Consider the following 20,463-nt stretch of genomic DNA (forward strand, 5'->3'; position numbering starts at 1 on the left):
AGCTTTATGATAAGCTTGGCGCATCTTTTATTTTGTGTCGTTCAAAGTCTTGATAAAAATAATGATTACTAAAAAGTGAGTCGATAATTTATGAGTGATAATATTCAGACAGTAACGTGCTTAGTAAGACTACGTGGACGCCAAACCTATTTAGCTTCACTGTCAGCCGTCCTGATAGCTTTAAGTTTACTGCGGGTCAATTTGTGCGTTTGGGCGTCAATCCCAGTCAATTAAAATATTACCAGCAGCAACAAGGCGACACCGTTAACGATGTACCTGATGCTGCATTGAATGAAGACATCTTTCGGGTATTCCATCGTCTCTTCACCTTTTGATGAAGTATTAGAATTTTTTCTATTGTCATCCCCGATGGTGCATTTACGTCGCAGTTGCAGCATTTAGAAGTGGGCGATGAGCTGCTGCTTAATACTATGCCGTTTGGTTTTTTGACGTTAGCACGTATCAAAAGCCTTTACCAAAAGATTTATGGCTGCTCGCGACTGGAACGGGCTTGGCACCATTTTTGTCAATGTTACAAGATTTGCAGACGTGGGAAGATTACGAGCACATCATCTTGGCTTATAGTGCGCGCTCGATAGAAGAGCTTGCCTAATCGACAAGATGAAAGCTTGCAAGAAGACTTTGGTTCTCGGTTGACAATCTGCAAAACTAAATTTTATTCCCATCGTTACCCGTGAACCTGTCGAAGGCGCAATGACAGAGCGTTTGCCCAAGCTGCTGCTGGATGGCACGCTACAAGAGCGCGCAGGGATTGCCTTAGATATTGATAGCACGCACGTCATGTTATGTGGCAATCCAGACATGGTGGAAGACACCAAAGAAGCGCTCAAGACTTTAGGTTTGGTGATGAATCGTCGCGGCGAGGGAATATTGCGGTAGAAATTACTGGTAGTTGCATGATTGATGACGGCACGCTTTAGAAGCCATTGAAAATTTGCTTGATAAAAAGCGCTGACGCTAAAGACAACAATAGTCTCTAAGTGTCAGCGCTTTTTGCTAACTAAAAAACGTCATTTTTATACTGAGGGATTTATACCTGACTCGGTTCGGTCGCATCATCTATTGGGTTAATAGGGCCTTGCATCAGCTCAGGCTCATCATCATCGCCGATGATATCTTCGTTACTGCTGGCAGCCAATAAATCACGATAATTGATTTGAGTTTTCAAAATCATTTGCTCTTCTTCAAGTTCGCCATAGTTGACTTGAACTTTATGCAAAGTGCTCATGATTTTTTTGTTCTTTTTTAACCAGCGATTGATATCAAGGTAGATAACCTCGTCCTTTGCACGGGCGATATTGATATAGGAGAGAATAAAGCCTAAAGGGTCTTTTTTCAGAATAGTGTGATAAAACCAAATAAACAGTTTGATACCTTGGCGCTTAATAAACGACTCACAACGTAGATTTAGCACATCAGTATAAGTCTGTTGACCAAAGACAAATCGCTGGACGTTACGATCGAGCTGTACATGAATCAAACTAAAATTACTCGCCACCTCTGCATAAATGCCACCAGCATCGACCGTACAGTATAAGCGGAACCAGTCATCATGCATCTCAACACGCAGCTCTAAGATGGCTTTTACATTATCAGTGACGAACTTCTGCAGCGCATCATTGACATAAATCTGTGCCACTGGCAGCGACAACTCATCTTCGAATTTATCAGTCGTTCTATGATATATCTGTTTGATTGATTGGGTAAGGCGCTCCCAACCATCGCTAAATGATTCGTCGAAACGATAGCCCATATTTTCAAAAAATTCATCAAAATTGTCTGAATTATCCCTGTTATCAAAATCACTCAAACTTATTATCCTTATAATTATAGGGGAGGTAGCTGACTCAATGGCATAAAGAGCGACTGATTAAAAATGACAGACTGTTCTTTAATGAAAGCTGGCGAGTGGTCATTGTATGCGTTTTTGCCAAATCAGCAATAATCTGCCCTGTCTATTTACGCCTGTTTAACCCGCCCTAATGACACAAAAATTATAAAACAGTATATAACAAATATGATGGCTTCAAAATGGACACATGGGTTTTGTCGCAAATCATTTAATTGGCAATGCTTATATGTTCAAAATACGGTCTAGCGATGACATAACCGCATTGGTGTTATATCATTTTTGCTGGTTCCGCTCGTCAATAAATTGACCAAAGGAGATAAGTAATGTGTGAGTGGATTAAAATGAGTCGGCAACGGTTGTGCTAGCGACAGAATTCTATGTCATGTTATGATAGCGCCAGTATAAATCCTGCCCATTATCATAACGCTTATTACTTGCTGTCTTGTATTTATAAGCTCATATTCATAAGCTGAGACCCATTGTGGCCTATATCAAAGATTCACAAAGCTATCATTTTTCCGCGCAAGCACCTAAGCGTGATGTTAGTTTACCAGTGGCCATCGTTATCGCTGTGGCCGTACACGCCATTATTTTTGGTATTGGCTTTTCGATGGGCAAAGATCCTGCGGCAATGATGCAAGATGTGGCAAAAGCGCTAACTGACAATATGCAGCCAAATGAAACGCCCACTTTATTGCTAATGCCTCCCAAGAAGGTGGCGGCACAGTGGAGGAGCAATTAAGACAAGAGAACGACCAAATCAGCCCATTGTCTGCTGAGCAAATAAGTGAGACGCAAGATGTGATTAGCCTGCAGCGTCAAGTCCGCCAGCAGCATTATCAAGAAAGCTATCTGCGTACCACCTTAAGCTGGCGTCAAGCGAGCGTGGAGTCTGATAATGATAGCAAGCAAGCACAAGATGATATGATGGCGCAAGAAGAGCGTCTGCGCAAACAAATTGCTACTTTAGAGACACAGCTGTCTCAACGTCAGCAAGTTTATGCAACCAAATCAAAAGTAGTGACGGTCGATAGCAACTCGACGACGCGTGGTGCCGCGGCTGATATTAATACTTTCCGTGAGCATGTCGAACGCATTGGGAATTTGCATTATCCCATGCAGGCACGGGCACAAGGTATCACGGGCGAAGTGCGCCTTATGGTCATCATTAGTAGTGATGGTAATATCAAAGCCATACGTCTGCTTGAAAGCTCCAACTCCACATTATTAGATGAAGCAGCAAAGCAATCGGTACGCCAAGCAGCGCCCTTTGGTAAATTTACCAAAGACATGGAAGATATTGTTGAGCTGCGTTTGATACGTACCTATCGTTACAGCGATAAAGTGGATGTTACTTATTAGGGCGAATTCAATATATAGATGATGAGCGTTAGCTACGCTGCAAACAGATAAGATACCAATGTTTATAACAAACGAATACCACACACCGCTATAAAATAAAGAGTCAGTATGGAATTTTAGGTTTTACAATAGATGTTGCCAACTTAACCAGTAACGCATTAAGCTTGGTCATTAAAGTTGCGTTAGCGATATTAATATTCGTCGTAGGTCGCTGGCTTGCTAAAAAAGCAGTCACCGTTGCTCACAAAATGATGTTGCGTAGTCGCTTAGATGACACCGTTGCGAACTTTTTAGGTCGTCTAATCTACGGAGTGCTACTGGTCGTGGTTGCGTTGGCTGCCTTGAGTAAGGTTGGCGTACAGACCACCTCAGTCGTCGCTATATTGGGCGGTGCTGCAGTAGCCATTGGTCTGTCACTAAAAGATCAGTTGTCTAACTTTGCCGCTGGCATCATGATTGTGACGTTTCGCCCCTTTGTACGCGGCGATTATGTGCAAATCAGCAGCTACACAGGAACCGTAACAGAAATCACTTTGGTCAATACCCACCTGACGACGATAAACAATCACGATATCATTATCCCAAATAGTGATATTACGACTTCAGCTGTGACGAACTATACGGCGCTACCCAACCGCCGTGTCGATATCACGGTTGGTATTGGCTATGATGCCGATATCAAAACTGCCAAAAACGTGATGTTGAATTTGGCAAAAAAATAATCCGTTGGCCTTTACTGACCCTGACCTATCGTACGCGTCACCAATTGGGTGATAACTCAGTAGACTTGACGCTAAATATTTGGACACCTGACTGGTGGACATGCGTGTGATTTGTGGGGCAAGCACAAATACGCCTTGGATGATAAAAAATCGACATTCCATTCCCGCAGCGTAATGTCCATGTTAAAGGATTGGATCAGATGATTAATCAGATGAGTCAAGCACAAAAGCTACCGATGACCAAAGACTAGTCGCTAAAAATTCGAACTAAGTATAAGGGTTTGGAAGGCTGAGACCTGCTAAAATCTCAATTTCAAACCGTTCCATCTCATCTTGCTCGGCTTGTCCAAGCTCATGATCAAAACCCAATAAGTGCAGCACACCATGTATCAGTAAATGGCTAATGTGCTGTGCGGTTGTCTTTTCTTGTTCTGCGGCTTCACGTACTATGACGCCATGACAGATGACCAGCTCACCGAGGGGTAGCGTTGGCATCAGCTCAATAATTGCGGCTGGCAAATCACTTGGATAAGATAAAATATTGGTCGCATAATCCTTACCGCGAGCTTCCAGATTTAATGCCTGACCCTCAATTTCATCGGTAATGTATATGTCTAATACTTTAGATTTCTCTTGCCATAGCTCAGGGTCGATATCTACAAAATAGGGTAGCGTCAGACCTTCTTTAATGCGCCCATCGATATAATCCAACGCTGCCATCATCACAGACTGTAAGTGCTTACGATCATAAAAAGTGTCTAGTATGTCATCATCAATACTACTGGTGGCACTGATATCAAGTGCTGCCAAACTGGCATCATTGCCAGCACGCTCATTTGTATCATGGTTGTCAAAGCTGTTGTTACCCTTCTCTTGGCTCATGCCATTATCCTTTTACTTTATTGTAAGATGGTGTGCTTTATCATCTGATAGAACTTATGACTAAATCTAAAAAGCTCTCGTCGTAAAAAACCGGATTACTGATAGTAATCCGGCTTTGCATTTTTATAAAATTAAGTAGCAGGCTAGACCGTTTATAGCTTGGCTGCAGCATTAGCAATAACTTGTTTACGCTCTTGCTCTTTTCTGCGCTCAAACTTACGCTTTTCTTCTAACGCTACTTGTTCTTCATCATAAACATCGTAGGCTTCTACAATTTTCTGTACCAATTGATGACGTACCACATCTTTTGAATCAAACTTGGTGATATGAATTTCTTCAATACCACTTAAGATTTCCATTGCTTGCGCTAAGCCTGACTTATGACCACGTGGCAAATCGACCTGTGTAATATCACCTGTAATTACTGCTCGTGAACCGAAACCCAAACGGGTCAAAAACATTTTCATCTGTTCAGGCGTGGTGTTTTGCGCTTCATCTAAGATGACAAACGAGTTGTTTAACGTACGACCGCGCATATAGGCAAGGGGTGGTGCTGATTTCGATGATTTTCAATCAGCTTGCCCACTTTTTCAACGCCGATCATCTCATATAGCGCATCATATAATGGACGCAAGTAGGGATCGATTTTTTGCGTCAAGTCACCTGGCAGAAAGCCCAGTTTTTCACCAGCTTCTACCGCCGGACGCACCAATAAAATCCGCTCAATCTCATTACGCTCAAGCATATCCACGGCGCAAGCCACGGCTAAATAGGTCTTACCCGTACCAGCAGGGCCAATACCGAATGAGACATCAGAGTTCAGTACGTTTTGGACGTAGGTCTGCTGATTGCCACCGCGAGGAATGATACGACCTTTACGCGTGCGTAAGCTAACTGGCGTAAACTCGTGAGCTGATTCTAAGTCCGCCTCAGCGTCTGCATTATCCTTGGCTTCTTGCTCATCCGCTTCCATATCTTCATCACGAGAAATGCTTGATTGGATAATAAGATGTAGCTCCGCTGCGCTAATGTCCTTGGTATTCTGTGCCTCGTCTACCAGTTTATAAATAATACGTTCACCGCGCTCGACATTCGATATGTCGCCACTCAAGCAGAAGTCACCTTGACGCTGCATGATTTTGATATCGAGGCGTTGTTGGATATATTTCATGTGGTTGTTGTATTCACCAAGCACGGTTTTGAGCTGTGCGGGTGTCAATGATTCAAACTTTATACGGCGGCTCATGGAATCAGTCAAGCGATTATCCTTTTATTATGTACCCCAACGCTATGATTTGGTTTTGATGGCATTGCGGGTTTAAGAGATAAAATGGTCGGTCGTTATGGTCTTGGCTTTACGTTATAGAGATAGAAATGACGGTAGAATTATTATTCGTTTTAGGAGTGATGATAAGTAACGGTCTTGCCTTTATTATGGTCGATAGATTTTAAATTTCAAGCCATACGTCGAACAGATGACACTGTTTTTGTACGACGATTGCAACCGCTTTTCGACATTGATATTTTTATGTCTACTTTTGAGCGGGTTACAGTATTGCAAATAACGTTTAGAGCGTGACGAAATCAAGCGTTTCTGTTATACGTTTTGGCTACTGTTAAGGCGACAGAGTGATGAGTGATTTGTGGTAATCTATGGGGGATGTCATAGTACTTCGTCGCGAGGTTTAAAAGATGAATAAAATGATGAAAGCTGACGAAGGTTAGGGCATATTACGTATTCGACTAAGGCTATGCCGATGTGTGAATGTTAACTATTCCCTATAAAATTAAGATAATTCTAGCGATTATTCATCGCTTATAGTGCGTGCGCCCAACAGCGTAAAATAGACATGAAAATTAGGAATAATAATGCAAAATAGTGATGTGAATTTATCGAATGCTAAAAAAAAGTTTGAACATAAAAAGGCAGCTACTGAACAGCAAGTCCTCATCGCTGGCGGTGGTCATGTGGGATTGTCATTTGCACTGTTACTAGCGCATCACGGTATTGCTAGCACGTTATTAGAAAAAAATAGCTATCCAACCATCAGTCCAAATGATGACAGCAATAGCAGCCATATTTAGACAGCCGCAATACAGCACTGTCACGTCGTACGGTACAGATTTATCAAGAGATTGGGTTATGGGATGAGTTGCAAAGTCATGCTTGTCGTATCGATGCGGTGCAAATTAGTGAGCAAGGCAGCTTTGGGCGTGCACAATTAAACAAAGCTGAAGAGCGGGTCGAGTCATTTGGACAAGTGATGGAAAATGCGTGGCTCGGACGTAAGCTTTTAGTAGCCGCGCAGCAAGAGCCATTAATCACTTTGATCGATAATGCCAATGTCAGCGCCGTGACCCAAAAGCGGATGGGGTGACACTCAGCTTTAACTATTATGGTCAAGAGGAGCATGAGCAGCAATTGCAAGCCAGCGTTTTGGTCGCCTGTGATGGTCGCGATTCGACGGTACGCCAATTATAAATATGTGGCACGACGAATTTTGATTATCAGCAAACCGCTATCGTCGGTGTGGTAGAAACGGACAAGCCACACGAACATGTGGCGATAGAGCGTTTTAGTCCAGCAGGGCCACTGGCGGTGTTGCCATTGACCGATCCAGAAGGTGACGGCAATGATGACTATCAGACAGGCTATAGACGCTCGGTGGTTTGGGTCTGCCCAAAAGGGGAAGATAAATACTTAGCAGACGATGCGCATTTCTTAGCGACATTGCAGCAAGCCTTTGGTGAGCGTGCGGGCACGTTTGTCGCTGCTGGTCGCCGCGGCGCTTATCCACTGACACGCGTGCTGGCAGACAAGCAAGTCGAGGGTCGCTGTGTCATCATGGGTAATGCCGCCCACACTTTGCACCCTGTTGCAGGACAAGGTTTTAACCTCTGTATGCGCGATGCCCATGTGCTGGCACAAATGATGAGCGCGCAAGTGCTAAAGGGCGAAGACATCGGCGATACGCAACTGTTAAAACGCTATGAGACAGCGCGTCTAAGCGATCAAAAACGCGTCATTCGCTTCTGTGATGCCGTGGTACATGGTTTTACCCATCCTAATCCAGCCATCAAGTTGGCAAGGAATGTGGCCTTGGTTGCCTTTGATAAACTGCCAAATATTAAGCCACTAGTCGCTAACTACGCGATGGGATTAAAGTCCTAGTTTGCCATATCACGGTATATTAACGGTCTAGACCAATGTTCTATACGATTGCACTTAACTATAGGAATAACTTATGAAGAATAATCATACGCTGATTATCGGTAGCGGTATTGTTGGGGCAACGCTTGCTTTAAAGTTGGCGCAAGCAAAAATGCCCGTGACGTTAATTGATGCTCGCCCTGCACGTGATGACTCAGAATGGCAACAGGTGCTTGGCAAGCGGGATGCGCGCGTTTATGCCTTGAGTCTTGCCAGTATTAACTTACTTAAAGACGTGGGCGCATGGCAAAAGATTGCTGCCTCTGAGCGTAAAGCGGACTACTCACAAATGCAGGTATGGCAACTGAATGGCATGGGCGAGCTATTATTTGGTGACAGTGCTGATAATTATCCTAACAGTCATTTACCGAAAATGCTCGGTAGCATGGTCGAGCCTGCCGTCATTGAACATGCATTGTGGCAACGCCTGTATGAAGATGATGTCAGTGACTATCTAACCATTATCGCGGGGCAAAAAGTCACAAACATGGATTGGTTAGGTGCAGATCAAGGCTACCGTGTGACGTTAGACAATCAGACTGCTATCGATGCGATGCTGCTGGTTGGTGCTGATGGTCGTGGCTCATTTGTGCGCCAGCAAGCGGCGATTGGGCTAGATACACTTGATTATAATCAAACCGCTATTTGCTGTGCGATTCACACCGAAAAACCGCATCAAGCGACTGCGCGCCAAGCAATGCTGCCCACAGGTACGCTGGCACTATTGCCGTTAGCGGATATTACCGATGAGGATAAAGCCAACCCACAACATTGGCAGTCGATCGTATGGACATTGCCGCGCAATCAAGCATTGGCGTTGATAGAGGAGGACGCGCGCGTCATTGCTGATAAATTGGCTGCTGCCAGTAACTATGAGTTAGGTGCTATCACTCAGATTGAGTCAATCGCTAGCTTTCCACTGACCGCGCAACAAGCGAAAAGCTACGTCGCGGACAACCTAGTCTTGATCGGTGATGCAGCGCATGGCGTCCATCCGTTAGCGGGTCAAGGGTTGAATCTGGGCATGCTCGATGTACAGACTTTAAGCGAGCAATTGGCACATGATTTTGAACGTAGTGGTGGAACCAGCTGGGGCAGCAATCAAACGTTGCGTAGCTACGAGCGTTTGCGCCGTCCGCATAACAGTCTAATGATGCACAGCTTCTCGGCGCTTAACTGGCTATTTGCAGGGTCACTTGCACAGATGCGTCCTATTCAACAAATTCGTAATGAAGGTATGTATCGCGTTGGCAAAATCAAGCCATTGATGCGTTTGTTTGCTAAACAGGCGAGTGGGGTTTAGAGGTTTGAATGAAGTTATTAACTAAACTAAGGATGGCGTATGAAGACTCAGTCATGGATGGCGATAGCTGTCGTAATAGCTAGTTTTATTTTAGCCTCCTGCCAATCTACACCTAAAAATAATACAATAGATAAAAAGGCAGACAACACACCTAAAGTATTGATAGAACCACTTGCAGATACAGACAATGACGGCGTGCCCGATGAAATTGATAACTGTCCTAACACTGCTGAAGGGGTCAAGGTTGATCCCTATGGTTGTCCAGTGGCGGTCAATTTGATTGGGTCACTAGTAATGGATATTCGAGTCTATTTCACCTCAGATAGTATTACCCTAACCAACGAAGCTTATTTAACTGAAGTACAAAAGGTCGCTGAAAAAACGCGTAACAATCCTGACTTAGTTACCATTTTATCAGGCCATATCTCCAAAGCTGAAGCTGAAAACCGTCAAGCCACTAACGCCACGCCTAATAATAGACGCTTAGCGAGTAATCGCGTGAAATTAGTCAAAGATTATTTAGTAGAGCAAGGGATTGTTGCTGATAAAATTTTGGCGTTTGATTGCAGGGATAAAATTCAGCTTGGTGTTAATAATGAAGGTGCTAATATTGAAACTGCATGCTGCTGAAATGTCATTGTTGAATCAAAGAGTTTTTGGGGCGGTAATAGAAGCTGATAAAGCATATTCTAGGAATTACCCTGATGAGCAGCATTCTTTGAAGCATTATAAAGAAGTCTGTCAGCAGCTTTAGAAGAAATAATTTATGAATACGCTATTGAGAAGTATACTTGTTGTTTTAATCAGCGTCTTAACGCTATCCGCATGTCAAACACATGACTTGTCTAACCAAAAAGCTCAAACTATTAATTTGCCAATTATTCTGATTAATTTAGATAGCGACGGCGACGGCGTGCCTGATGATTTAGATCAATGCCCAAATACGACAGAGAACGTGGTAGTGGACGAAAGAGGTTGTCCTGAGATTACAAGTCTTATTGGTATGCCTCCAATGATGGAGTATCGTGCTTTTTTTACCAAGGACAGCAGTGAATTACTGCCACAGTATCATGATGAGCTTGATAGAGTAGCAGAACAAATGAATAACTATGATACGGCTACTATGAAAATTGAAGCTCATGTCTCGAAGGATGAGGTCAATAAAGCTTCTACCTCAATGTTGCAATCAAACTCACTAGCTAAGAATAGAGCACTCATTGTTAAAAACTACCTAGTTTTAAATCACAAAATCGAGTCTAGTCGTCTGACTACTCTCGATTGCGGTATTAAAGGTTCTATTGCACCTTCTGATACCGAGGAAGGCAGATCTATGAATCGTAGAGTTTATAGCTTAGTAACTGATTTAAAAAACTACAAAGCTAATTATCATCAAAATGACCTAGGCTCAACAGGTGTATCGAGTTTTAGTTTTGTCATTTATTAATAAATAACCATAAAATAAAAATAACTACTCGAAGGTAAACTTCATGCTCATCCCTAAATACTGGGCGCAACACAAACAGCGCTTTGAATCGCTAGAAACGTCTAGTAAACCTTCCAAGCAAGCCACTATAAAACGTTACGGTTGGTCAGATAGCCAAATGGAAGCGCTATCCCATGCTAAATTGCGAGTCAATGAGGCGCATCATCGCTGGCTGGCAGGTGAAGATATCTTACGCCGTGAGCGCAGGGAAGAGTATAACGAAGGCAATAGCATTCCTATTCGTGAAGAGATTATTTATGAGCATGATTTTCCAAAAAATGAATTATCTAATAATAGTGCAGCAGTAACGAAGCTCATTGTCACGCGCAACAGCTATGGCGCACAAGTCGCTAACGTCGATAATATCGCCATTATTGATGTTGATAATGATGATTTATTGCGTCATAACTATCCTGATGATTATAACCATCATGGCTTTATGCCTGCCTTTCTCATTAATCAAAGCAATCCAACAACCAAAATAAAAGTTTGGGCTTTTGTTATTGTTTTTATACTCATCGCCAGTATTATCGCTTGGTTGGGGTTGTCATGGTTATGGCTGTTAGTCGTTATGTTTGGGCGACCGTCTATTTGTGGCAACAAGCCAGTGTTAAAGACAAGGCCCGCGCGCAAAAATATGCCGATGACGCCGCCTCGTTACTGCCCTATATGACGGATTTGATCAAAAAACGTATTGCTAATCATCCTACCGAATGCTTTCGTTTATATCAAACACCTGCAGGCTTTCGTATTATTGCGACTCACGATGTTGTATCGCCAAGTGATAACGTGGTAGAAGGTTGGTTTGCATATTTCCATGCGGATACCAATTATGTCCGTCTGTGTCAGGTGCAACAGTGCTTTCGAGCGCGGATTACTGCCAAGCCGTGGCGTATGAGTGAAGTTGAAAATAAGAAGTTGGCTAAAGATATCCCTGCTAAGGACTTTTGGTTTGGCTCCGAGAACACAGATATAGATAGTAGCATTGAGCAACGTCAACATGAGTTAAAAGCGCGCAAACAATGGATGGCTGATTATGATAAGTATGCCAAAAACTATCGAGCATGCCATTATGTCGAAAGTATGGTTGGTAAAGAGGTTGCTAGGGAAAGTGGCAGTGGAGCACCTTCTCATATTGATGAGTTTATCCAGTGGCATGATAAGGCGTGTCAGGTGGAAAAAAATCTAGAGATGGCTTAGGTTATACTTTTCTTAATTTTTTTTACGAATGCTAAAGTAGTATTTAATTGTATAGAGGAAGGCTACTGATGGGACTTTATAGCGTTTTATTAAAGCATCTATTGCTTTAGCTGGCTGCCAAACCACTACAGCTGCGCCGTCTAAAAAGCTACCTAAAGATGAAAATATCAGGACGATGCAAGCAGAGATTGATTCAGATGGCGATGGCGTACTCGATGATATAGATGAATGTCCAGGTACACCTTTTAACGTAGTGATAGATGAAAGAGGGTGTCCAGATTCCTTACTTTTTGGTGAAAATGAATTTATGATGGAAGCTAGAGCCTATTATGATGAAAATAGCAGTGAGATAAAAAGTGAGTATTATGAACAGCTAGATAACGCAGGCAAAAAAATGCAAGTTCATTTGGACGCTGTTATGCATATTGAAGGGCATATATCCAAACGTGAAGACAATAATGCAAATCAAACATTATCAAGATACCGCGTGGAAGGAGTTAAAAATTATATGACCATGACATATAATATTGATCCTGATCGTATTAAGACTTTTTACTATGGATCAGAACGTCCAATTGCGCCAAATGATATCGAAAACAGTTGGCTCAACCAGCGTATCTATGCGCTTATTAGTAATGTTAAGTAATATATTAAACATTTCAAAAAAACTGAAAGTGATGACAGATAAAGCCTTAAATTATTCTGAATGAAAAGAGAGTAGCAATGACAACTAGAAACTATGGAAATTTATTGCTACTGGCATTATTTATTGGTTTAGCTGGCTGCCAAACTAATACAACTGCGCCGTCTAAAAAGCTACCTAAAGATGAAAATATCAGAACGATGCAGGCAGATAGCGATTTAGATGGCGATGGTGTGCTTGATGCTATAGACGAATGCCCTGAAACGCGACCCAATGTAGTAATTGATGCTAAAGGCTGTGAAATAATAATTGAGGGAGGCAAGGCACTTGAAATGGAGTTCAATGGGGTTTTCTCGCAAATGAGCAGTCAGCTATTTGATATCTATGATGCAGTATTTGTGAAAATAGCAGAAAGTCTTAATGATCGCCCAAAAGCCAATGTTTTTATTTTCGGTCATGCAGCGACAAGTGAAATAGATAAAGATGCTTTAGCGACTTTTGGTTTCGATTCTTTATCACGCAATCGCGCGCTAATTATTAAGAATAATTTAGTGTTGTAATATAATATCGATGCTGAGCGTATCCGTACTTATGAGTGCTCAAATAAGATTATAGTTACAGATACAGCGTTTATAGATCCAAGTTTTGAAAAGCTCAATCTTAAAAGTATTGAGGCAAAACAACGCCGCGCAACTTTAATGGCGAGTAGTGAAGTTCATGATTTGATGAATCTTGAATATGATTCTGATATGCAAAAATATGGTGAATATGCCAAGCACTGTGAGTTATTTGAATAACGTTGCAGATGATGGTTAATGACTACCAATCATCAAAATTTAACCTTACCCCAACGCCGAAAACACCACCATCAGCACTGGCGAGACAATATTAATAATAAAGCCAAAACTAATCGCCAATGGCACAACTTTAAGACCGCCAGATTGCTGAATAATTGGTAAGGTAAAATCTAAGCTCGTCGCGCCGCCAAGCCCGACTGCTGCTGATGGATATTTACGCATAAACACGGGAATAAATATCAATGCAAAGAACTCACGCACCAAGTCATTAAATAGCGCGACACTGCCCCAAACCGCGCCATAAGCATCGGTCATGACGATTGCTGATAGCGAGTACCAACCAAACCCTGACGCCAGTGCCAAGCCTTTGGTCCACGATACCTCACTGAACATCAGCGCAAATATCAAGCCACCAATCAATACAGCTAGTGTAAAGATGACACTCATCTCAACGCCGCGCTTGTTCAGCAGCACTTCTTTTAGCGTAATACCTGAGCCTTTTAAGCCAATGCCGACCAACAAAATTAATATCATCAGCATCACCGTCATCGTATTTTCAGGCGGCATATAATTGTCTGGTAAGAAATAACCAATCACCATACCAATGACCACACAAATAACTTGAGCGAGGCTACCACGGATACTCACGCGATGTTCTTTAGATTTTACGCTGGATTTTTTGGCATGCCATGGACGCAGTCGGTCAAATAACATCAGGGCAAACAAACCACTGGCAATTGTCAAAATCGATAGTATGGTCACATACAGCGCAATTTCGCCTATCTGACTGCCAAGTCCTTCAACTTGTGACAGCTCGATACCAATCAGCGCTAAGATGATAAATACCAGATAAGATAAGCCTTTATCTGCAAGCTTTGTCATGGTTGGATGAGAAGGAATGGCAAAGCCAATAAACATTGGCATTAATACCAGAACAAGGGACTAGTTTGCATGGTGATTGGCTCGCGGCATTTTCAAAGGCGTTTTTAAGAAGCTGGAAATTGTATCACATGAAACGATCAATGCTGACATGAGCGGCTAAGATTCCTTGTAAAAGCCGACTGTTTAACGACCAATATTCAGTGTTAAGATAAAATCGTGAATCACTAAGCTGTAAGTCAGGATTTCATTCATGATAATTTGACTGCTAACACGCTTAAGTATTTACCTGACCAACTTTTGTTGCTACATTAATAGACTTACTATATTTGGCTTGCCTCATGTCGCTATATCAGCTCAAGTCTCAGTTTCAAGATCAGCTGCGCCCAATAAGTGATGTGTTGGTCGAGCAAAAGGTGACAGCAAATCAAGTGACGGTGTCAGCCGTATTATTGAGCCTTGGTACGGCCTATATGATTGCCAAACCCGCAACTGAGCAGCAGGCATTATGGTTGCTGTTACCTTCATCACTGTTTGTGCGTATGGCGCTCAATGCTATCGATGGCATGATGGCGCGTGAGCATGGGCAAGCCTCAAGGCTTGGGGCAGTGCTTAATGAAGTGGGTGATATCGTGGCTGATACGGCGCTTATCGCAAGTTTAGCTCCGCATGTTGCTAATGGTAATTTACAAGCGTCGACAGTCAATTTACCAAACCGTATATCAATCCATCAGCGTCATATTATCGGTCTGATTGCGCTTAGTATCAGCACTGAGTTACTAGGTATCACTAGTAATACGATGTTAGACATTAGAGCAAACCAAGGGCCTTTAGGCAAAAGCGATCGTGCTTTTTTACTAGGTTTGCTTGGCGCTTTCATGGCGACTAAAATGCCGATCATGCTATCGCATATCAAAGCGCGTCCACTATTGATACTGACAGAGGCACTACTATTAAAAACCTGCTTGAATCGCCTGCGTTATATGGCAGATTTATACTTGATACGTAAACCACCCGCGCTTCGTTCAAATTACTCAGAAACTCTTGAGTTAATACCAGAGCCATCGTACAAATCTATTTTTCCGCTTGGTTACCAAATGTATGTTGGTCAATCCAATACGCTATTTTTCGATGCTGTTTCATCAAATTATTCTTTATTAAGCTATCCTCTATCAAATTTTTCTTCATTAAATGCCCCTTTATCAAATTCTGCTATTAAAACTTCCTTTTTGGAGCCTAAGATAATGCCGACCACCCCTCTCAATAGTCATGAAAAAGTGGAGCAGGTTAGTGATACGCTCAATTTATCGTCTTCCAAATTGATAAGCGGGTGAAAGTTGCTATAACGCTTACGATGGCACGGCAATATATTATCGCTATTGGTTAACGACACCTTTAGAGGGTATCAAACAAGCCAGTCAGCCTCTGCGTCAAGTCATTCTGTTACATGGGTCACGAGCATTCGGGACGCTTAGCAGAACTTGGGGAGCAGTTTGCCATGGCGGCTATCAAGTATTTGCTTGGGATGCGCGCGGTAATGGGCGCTCGGGTGGTATCAAGGATCATGCAGAAAGCGTCACCGAGCTTGAGCGTGATTTAGATGGTTTTGTGCAATTGGTTATCGGGCAAACGGGCATTGCTATCGAGGATACCTTAATCGTCGCCAGTAGTATCGGGTGCAGTACTCGCCGCAGCATGGGTACATGATTACGCACCCAACATTCGCGGAATGATATTGGGTACACCAGCGTTGAGTATCCGCTTGTACATGCCATTTGCCATACCATCGTTAAAGGTGGCTCGCGCGCTTGGACTGATGTCACGCGTGAGCAGTTACGTCAAAGCGCAAGTATTGACTCATGATAAAGACGCACAGCAAGCTTATAATGCCGACCCGCTGATATCTAATAGCATCTCGACCGACTTGCTCATCGATACTCATGCAACGGGTCAACGCTTGCTCGATGATGCTAGCCTATTAATGTACCGACGTTTGTATTATGTGCGGGTAAGGATTACGTGGTCGATAAACAGGCAGAGCGCGATTTTTATGAGGCGATTAATACGACCAATAAACGCTGGCAGTTATATCCAGATAGCTATCATGCAATCTTCCATGAGACCAATAAGGCAGACGTCTTTGCAGATTGTATCGAGTTCGCTGAGCAGGTATTCAGTAAGGACATTGAAGCGCCTGATTTGAGCTTGGCGCATATGAATAGTGCCAGTAAAGATAAGGTTGACCGTTTAGCGATTAAGCCTTTTAATCCGAGCTTTGCCATTACTCGATTTGCCATGCAAAAATTTGGTCATGTCAGCGACGCGATTGCTACAGGACTGGAGCATGGCTTTGATTCGGGGCATTCGCTCGATCACGTTTATTATAATCAGCCTAGTGGTCAAAATAAATTTGGGCAGGCGGTCGATAAATTTTATCTTAGTAATATAGGCTGGCAGGGGATTCGTATTCGCCGCGAGCATATATTAGAACTCGCACGGGAGGCTCTGGCAGATATTGAAGACAAAAACCAGAGCAGTACTAAACCATACCAACCAAAACTACTCGATATCGCTAGTGGGCATGGCTTTTATGCGTTTGATTTATTAATAGAGTTTACCAACTTGCATGCTGAGCTACGTGATTATGAGCAGCATAATATCCAAGCCTTACAGGCAAAGGCGGAGCAGTTAGAGATTGCTGATCGTGTCCTTACTTGTCAAAAAGATGCGTTTGACCCTGCCAGTTATTCTAATATGCAGAAGAGAAGTGCCAATGCTAAAAGTCTTGATGATAAAAATTCGATATTGCTATCGCCTCTGGCGTGTTTGAATTGTTTTCTGACAATACACTACCAGCGACAGCATTGGCAGGCATTTATGACAGTTTAAAATCTGATGGTTATTTACTTTATACCAATCAGCCGTGGCATCCTGAGCAGGAATTCATTAGTAAAACCTTAAACAATCATCGCGGCAGTAGTTGGGTGATGCGCTGTCGCTCACAAGCGGAAATGGATCAATTGGTTGAGAATGCTGGCTTTAAGAAAGTCGCTATGCGTATCGATCGTTTTGGTATCTTTACCGTGTCATTGGCAATTAAAGTCACCTCAACCAATCATGAATAATACGCATGCCAAGCCCTATGAGCGTGTGCAACTTTTTTCAGGGGGCGGTTCACGTTTCGCCTATTATTTGGGCAGCTATGCGGCATTGGTTGCTCATGATTTGAAGCCAGATGTCATCGTCGGCACTTGCGGTGGCAGTCTGTCGGCTTATCTGGTCAATCTAGCGCCTGATCCCAAGGATTTGCAGGAGCTCATGTGCAGCCGTGAGTTGTATCGTGTCATTACGGCAATCAGACATGTTGCGCCAGACGAAGCCAATAGGCGATTAAAGATACGTTATATGACTCAGGCGCTTAAACGTTGGCAGTTATCAAAACAAAGAGGTAAAAGACAAAACAGCAGCAATCAGACAGCTACAAACGACTATTGGATGAGTTGCAGTATTTAGCGATGTTTCGGATAGATAACGAGGGGCAATGGCTCGATGAATTGTCTCATTTTTCTCCTAATCACAATAATCTATATAACCCTACCGCGCCAGAGATAGCCATTATTGCTAGCCGACTTTATCAAACAGCCGATCAAACGCTTACTACTGATAGTTCTGTTTACGATGAGTTTAAGCTGCAAGAATTGTTATTTGCGCCACCGTGTTTGGCAGTATCAGAGCATTTTGATGAAATACTTAACGCACCTGCGCATACGTTTGCCGATAGGCGTATTCATCAGTCAGTAAATATCGTAAAGCAGTGGGAATTCAATCCAGCGGTTCGTGCTTCTATGGCAGATATGTATTATCTACCGCCAACGCATATTGAAACGCTTGGCTGGTGCTTGGGCGGAGTGATTAATCTCACGCCCGTTGAGCTAGCATGTCAGCTAGGACAGACGGTATTTGCAGAGACCAAGGCAGGTTATGATTCATGGCTTGCCGCACCAGCCATTCAACGCGTTTTTGGTTTTGACCCAAATGAGCGTTTGGCACAGGTGCATGGTTATCAGCCAATGGAAACGTCATCACTTATGAAGTCAGAAAGAAATAGCCATCAATTGCATTGGTTACCCTTTGCAGATAATGGTCAGCAGTTGGCAGGACAGCATGTACAAAAGCGTTTTAATATAAATCAAATGACGGTTGAACTCATTCACAGTGACTATGATGGCTTTGTACAGCAGATGCAGGTGCAATGGCAGTATGGGTATCAGCGTACGGCTGACTATATACAGCAGCATGGTCTATGAACTCTAAAATGAAAAACATCACACAGTCGACTTCAACTCATAAGCCATCGCATATTATCGTCTTTGGTGGTACGAGTGGACTTGGCTTGGCGTTGGCGCTGCATCATCAGGCGCTTGGCTGGCAAGTGAGCGTGGTTGGTCATAGCGTAGAGAAGATAGCCCATATCAATAGTCAGCATCCTGACATTGTTACTCACTGCTGTGATTTAACCGATAGAGCGCAAACACAAACGTTGGTAGATAACTTGTCAGATAGCAGTTTTCAAAGAGTGATTTATAGTGCAGGCAGTTATACCAATGAGCGTGTCCATCATCTCAATCAAGCTGACAGCGATAAAATGCTAGCAATTAATCTGCAAGCGTTTGAGCAGGTTTTTAGATGGGCAAGTGAGCAGTTAAAGCGTGAAAGTCGGTCAATAGATTTCGAGGGAAAAAGTAGGCTGAGCCTGATTTGTATCGCGTCTATCGCTGGTACTATGGAGTACCCTTATGCTAGCCTTTATGCCAAAAGCAAACGCGCGATGATTGCGACTGCTAGCGCTTATCGAGCGGCGCTGATGCCTTATCCTATTCAAGTCAATTGCATCGCCTCAGGCTACATCGATACCCAAGCATTACGCGATTTGAATAACGGCGATGCCAGTCATAAGCCATCCATCATCAGTACGCAAACGGCGGTTGAGAATGTTATGCAAGCCATTGATAAAAATATTGAGCTGGCCATATTTCCACGCTCCATGCGCTATATTACTCGGGCGCTCAATCATTTGCCTAAGCCTGTGCTTAATTGGATATTACGCAGTAAGTTGGATAAAACGACTTGATAACAGCTTACCCAAGCAGCCAATAAAACAAGGTAAATAGCGGCACGCCAATGAGCAAGCTATCTACTCTGTCCAATACGCCGCCATGTCCGGCGAGCATCGTACCCGTGTCTTTCACCCCATGCTGACGTTTAAAGGCGGACTCTAATAAATCTCCAGCGATACCACTGACCGCTAAGCCGTAAGCGGCTAATAAGCAAATCCACCAGTTAAAAGGCGTGAGCCAAATGCCTAATAGTGTTGCCAATATCGCCGCTAGCATACTGCCGAAAAGAGCGCCTTCGATACTTTTATTCGGGCTAATAATTGGGGCAAGACCACGCGTAAACAGCTTGTGACCAAGCAATCGTCCGCATAAATACTGGGCAATATCATTAAATTGACTGGCGAATAACACAAAAAATAAAACGCCATACTGCTCGCGCTGCCAGATTAATTGTTTTAAAGCAATAAGACTGACAATCAGTGTGAGAAAAGCAGAGCTAAAGACTAGGTCTAACAGATTTAGACGCGTATAAGTTTGAGAGGAATGCGCAGGATTTTGGCTAAAAGGTATGGTCATGGGCTGTAAACCACGTGCTTGCAGCTTTTTAATCAGCACCGACTTGCTATGTAAGCACCACAAACGTTTAATCTCATAGCAGCCACGCAAACCAATTAAAACGAAAAAAGCGATGAGCAGCCACTGATAAGGGTAGGTAGGAGGCTGCATGGGTTGGCTATTATTCGTTACCTTAGCGATAACGTAACACGCGCAAAGCGCCGCTAACATGAGCCACCATGAGCGCGCGATTAAATAGATTTTCGGTAAGCGCTGACGTAAGCGAGGTAGGGCAAGCATGCCCCAAGTCACACTGACGACCATCATAAGTCCGATCACAAACTGCAAATCAGTAGCCATATTTTTAGCAATTCAAGGTCATAAAGAACGGCAAGTTACCGTTTTTCATGGCTAAAGTGGCGGCCTCCAATTGCTG

At 43.2% G+C, this 20,463-nt stretch carries 21 protein-coding genes and 4 pseudogenes; 20 read left to right on the top strand and 5 right to left on the bottom strand.

Annotated elements, in window-relative coordinates:
• Positions 1 to 116 precede the first annotated feature (116 nt).
• Positions 117 to 913 (top strand): annotated as a pseudogene (locus G7Y90_RS07835) (ferredoxin--NADP reductase).
• Between the two features lie 138 nt (positions 914 to 1,051).
• Here the strand turns inward: G7Y90_RS07835 and G7Y90_RS07840 are convergent.
• Positions 1,052 to 1,831, bottom strand: a complete 780-nt coding sequence (locus tag G7Y90_RS07840; RefSeq protein WP_045451664.1) for a hypothetical protein — start codon at positions 1,829 to 1,831, stop codon at positions 1,052 to 1,054.
• A gap of 523 nt (positions 1,832 to 2,354) precedes the next feature.
• Here G7Y90_RS07840 and G7Y90_RS07845 point away from each other — a divergent pair.
• The 3 genes from G7Y90_RS07845 (at position 2,355) to G7Y90_RS07855 (ending at position 3,957) form a co-directional block, all read left to right on the top strand.
• Positions 2,355 to 2,615: a hypothetical protein gene (locus G7Y90_RS07845; protein WP_250163831.1), complete on the top strand. Its 261-nt coding sequence runs from the start codon at positions 2,355 to 2,357 to the stop codon at positions 2,613 to 2,615.
• Complete coding sequence (locus G7Y90_RS07850; RefSeq protein WP_250163832.1) at positions 2,600 to 3,235, top strand: energy transducer TonB; 636 nt, start codon at positions 2,600 to 2,602, stop codon at positions 3,233 to 3,235. The genes G7Y90_RS07845 and G7Y90_RS07850 overlap by 16 nt, the downstream gene beginning before the upstream one ends.
• Before the next feature lie 164 nt (positions 3,236 to 3,399).
• Positions 3,400 to 3,957, top strand: a complete 558-nt coding sequence (locus G7Y90_RS07855; protein ID WP_250163833.1) for a mechanosensitive ion channel family protein — start codon at positions 3,400 to 3,402, stop codon at positions 3,955 to 3,957.
• Between the two features lie 267 nt (positions 3,958 to 4,224).
• Here G7Y90_RS07855 and ybeY read toward each other — a convergent pair whose 3' ends face one another.
• Both ybeY and G7Y90_RS07865 read right to left on the bottom strand, forming a co-directional pair.
• Positions 4,225 to 4,839 carry an rRNA maturation RNase YbeY gene (gene ybeY / locus G7Y90_RS07860; protein ID WP_250163834.1) on the bottom strand — a complete coding sequence of 205 codons (615 nt, stop codon included), beginning with the start codon at positions 4,837 to 4,839 and terminating at the stop codon, positions 4,225 to 4,227.
• A gap of 152 nt (positions 4,840 to 4,991) precedes the next feature.
• A pseudogene (locus G7Y90_RS07865) lies at positions 4,992 to 6,085 on the bottom strand (PhoH family protein).
• Between the two features lie 623 nt (positions 6,086 to 6,708).
• Here G7Y90_RS07865 and G7Y90_RS07870 point away from each other — a divergent pair.
• The 8 genes and pseudogenes from G7Y90_RS07870 (at position 6,709) to G7Y90_RS07905 (ending at position 13,239) form a co-directional block, all read left to right on the top strand.
• Positions 6,709 to 8,011, top strand: a pseudogene (locus tag G7Y90_RS07870) (FAD-dependent monooxygenase).
• A 73-nt stretch (positions 8,012 to 8,084) separates the two neighbouring features.
• Positions 8,085 to 9,353 carry an FAD-dependent monooxygenase gene (locus G7Y90_RS07875; protein WP_250163835.1) on the top strand — a complete coding sequence of 423 codons (1,269 nt, stop codon included), beginning with the start codon at positions 8,085 to 8,087 and terminating at the stop codon, positions 9,351 to 9,353.
• A gap of 39 nt (positions 9,354 to 9,392) precedes the next feature.
• A complete protein-coding gene (locus G7Y90_RS07880) occupies positions 9,393 to 9,983 on the top strand; it encodes an OmpA family protein (RefSeq protein WP_250163836.1) in 591 nt (196 codons plus the stop codon).
• A gap of 136 nt (positions 9,984 to 10,119) precedes the next feature.
• Positions 10,120 to 10,797: an OmpA family protein gene (locus tag G7Y90_RS07885; protein WP_250163837.1), complete on the top strand. Its 678-nt coding sequence runs from the start codon at positions 10,120 to 10,122 to the stop codon at positions 10,795 to 10,797.
• Between the two features lie 43 nt (positions 10,798 to 10,840).
• Positions 10,841 to 11,509 (top strand): hypothetical protein, encoded by a 669-nt coding sequence (locus G7Y90_RS07890; RefSeq protein ID WP_250163838.1) that lies wholly within the window; start codon positions 10,841 to 10,843, stop codon positions 11,507 to 11,509.
• Positions 11,506 to 12,036: a hypothetical protein gene (locus G7Y90_RS07895; protein WP_250163839.1), complete on the top strand. Its 531-nt coding sequence runs from the start codon at positions 11,506 to 11,508 to the stop codon at positions 12,034 to 12,036. The genes G7Y90_RS07890 and G7Y90_RS07895 overlap by 4 nt, the downstream gene beginning before the upstream one ends.
• Positions 12,037 to 12,211: 175 nt before the next feature.
• The gene (locus G7Y90_RS07900; RefSeq protein ID WP_250163840.1) at positions 12,212 to 12,682 is read left to right on the top strand and encodes an OmpA family protein; all 471 of its coding nucleotides are present in this window, start codon (positions 12,212 to 12,214) and stop codon (positions 12,680 to 12,682) included.
• A 77-nt stretch (positions 12,683 to 12,759) separates the two neighbouring features.
• Positions 12,760 to 13,239 carry a hypothetical protein gene (locus G7Y90_RS07905; protein WP_201559956.1) on the top strand — a complete coding sequence of 160 codons (480 nt, stop codon included), beginning with the start codon at positions 12,760 to 12,762 and terminating at the stop codon, positions 13,237 to 13,239.
• 282 nt (positions 13,240 to 13,521) lie between these two features.
• On the opposite strand, the gene G7Y90_RS07910 is transcribed toward G7Y90_RS07905, so the two are convergent.
• The gene (locus G7Y90_RS07910; protein WP_250163952.1) at positions 13,522 to 14,394 is read right to left on the bottom strand and encodes a LysO family transporter; all 873 of its coding nucleotides are present in this window, start codon (positions 14,392 to 14,394) and stop codon (positions 13,522 to 13,524) included.
• Between the two features lie 302 nt (positions 14,395 to 14,696).
• Between G7Y90_RS07910 and G7Y90_RS07915 the strand changes: the two genes are divergently transcribed.
• The 8 genes and pseudogenes from G7Y90_RS07915 to G7Y90_RS07935 all read left to right on the top strand — a co-directional run bounded on the left by G7Y90_RS07915 (position 14,697) and on the right by G7Y90_RS07935 (position 19,486).
• Positions 14,697 to 15,689, top strand: a complete 993-nt coding sequence (locus G7Y90_RS07915) for a CDP-alcohol phosphatidyltransferase family protein (protein WP_250163841.1) — start codon at positions 14,697 to 14,699, stop codon at positions 15,687 to 15,689.
• A gap of 106 nt (positions 15,690 to 15,795) precedes the next feature.
• On the top strand, positions 15,796 to 16,062 hold the full coding sequence (locus G7Y90_RS17820; RefSeq protein ID WP_284143864.1) for a serine aminopeptidase domain-containing protein: 267 nt from the start codon (positions 15,796 to 15,798) through the stop codon (positions 16,060 to 16,062).
• 22 nt (positions 16,063 to 16,084) lie between these two features.
• Positions 16,085 to 16,422 (top strand): annotated as a pseudogene (locus G7Y90_RS17825) (serine aminopeptidase domain-containing protein); the annotation flags it as partial.
• A 147-nt stretch (positions 16,423 to 16,569) separates the two neighbouring features.
• Entirely contained in the window at positions 16,570 to 17,244 is a 675-nt protein-coding gene (locus G7Y90_RS17830; RefSeq protein WP_284143865.1) for a class I SAM-dependent methyltransferase family protein, read from the top strand.
• Complete coding sequence (locus G7Y90_RS17835; RefSeq protein WP_284143854.1) at positions 17,187 to 17,480, top strand: class I SAM-dependent methyltransferase family protein; 294 nt, start codon at positions 17,187 to 17,189, stop codon at positions 17,478 to 17,480. Before G7Y90_RS17830 ends, G7Y90_RS17835 begins: the two co-directional genes overlap by 58 nt.
• Entirely contained in the window at positions 17,473 to 17,868 is a 396-nt protein-coding gene (locus tag G7Y90_RS07925) for a patatin-like phospholipase family protein (protein WP_250163842.1), read from the top strand. Before G7Y90_RS17835 ends, G7Y90_RS07925 begins: the two co-directional genes overlap by 8 nt.
• Positions 17,847 to 18,662, top strand: coding sequence for a patatin-like phospholipase domain-containing protein (locus G7Y90_RS07930; RefSeq protein WP_250163843.1), 816 nt, complete (start codon positions 17,847 to 17,849; stop codon positions 18,660 to 18,662). The genes G7Y90_RS07925 and G7Y90_RS07930 overlap by 22 nt, the downstream gene beginning before the upstream one ends.
• Positions 18,659 to 19,486, top strand: coding sequence for an SDR family NAD(P)-dependent oxidoreductase (locus G7Y90_RS07935; RefSeq protein WP_250163844.1), 828 nt, complete (start codon positions 18,659 to 18,661; stop codon positions 19,484 to 19,486). The genes G7Y90_RS07930 and G7Y90_RS07935 overlap by 4 nt, the downstream gene beginning before the upstream one ends.
• Before the next feature lie 7 nt (positions 19,487 to 19,493).
• Here the strand turns inward: G7Y90_RS07935 and G7Y90_RS07940 are convergent, their stop codons facing one another.
• Positions 19,494 to 20,387 carry a phosphatidate cytidylyltransferase gene (locus tag G7Y90_RS07940; protein WP_201559951.1) on the bottom strand — a complete coding sequence of 298 codons (894 nt, stop codon included), beginning with the start codon at positions 20,385 to 20,387 and terminating at the stop codon, positions 19,494 to 19,496.
• Positions 20,388 to 20,463 lie beyond the last annotated feature (76 nt).

The sequence above is a fragment of the Psychrobacter sp. WY6 genome (genome assembly GCF_018448495.1).
Lineage (GTDB): Bacteria > Pseudomonadota > Gammaproteobacteria > Pseudomonadales > Moraxellaceae > Psychrobacter.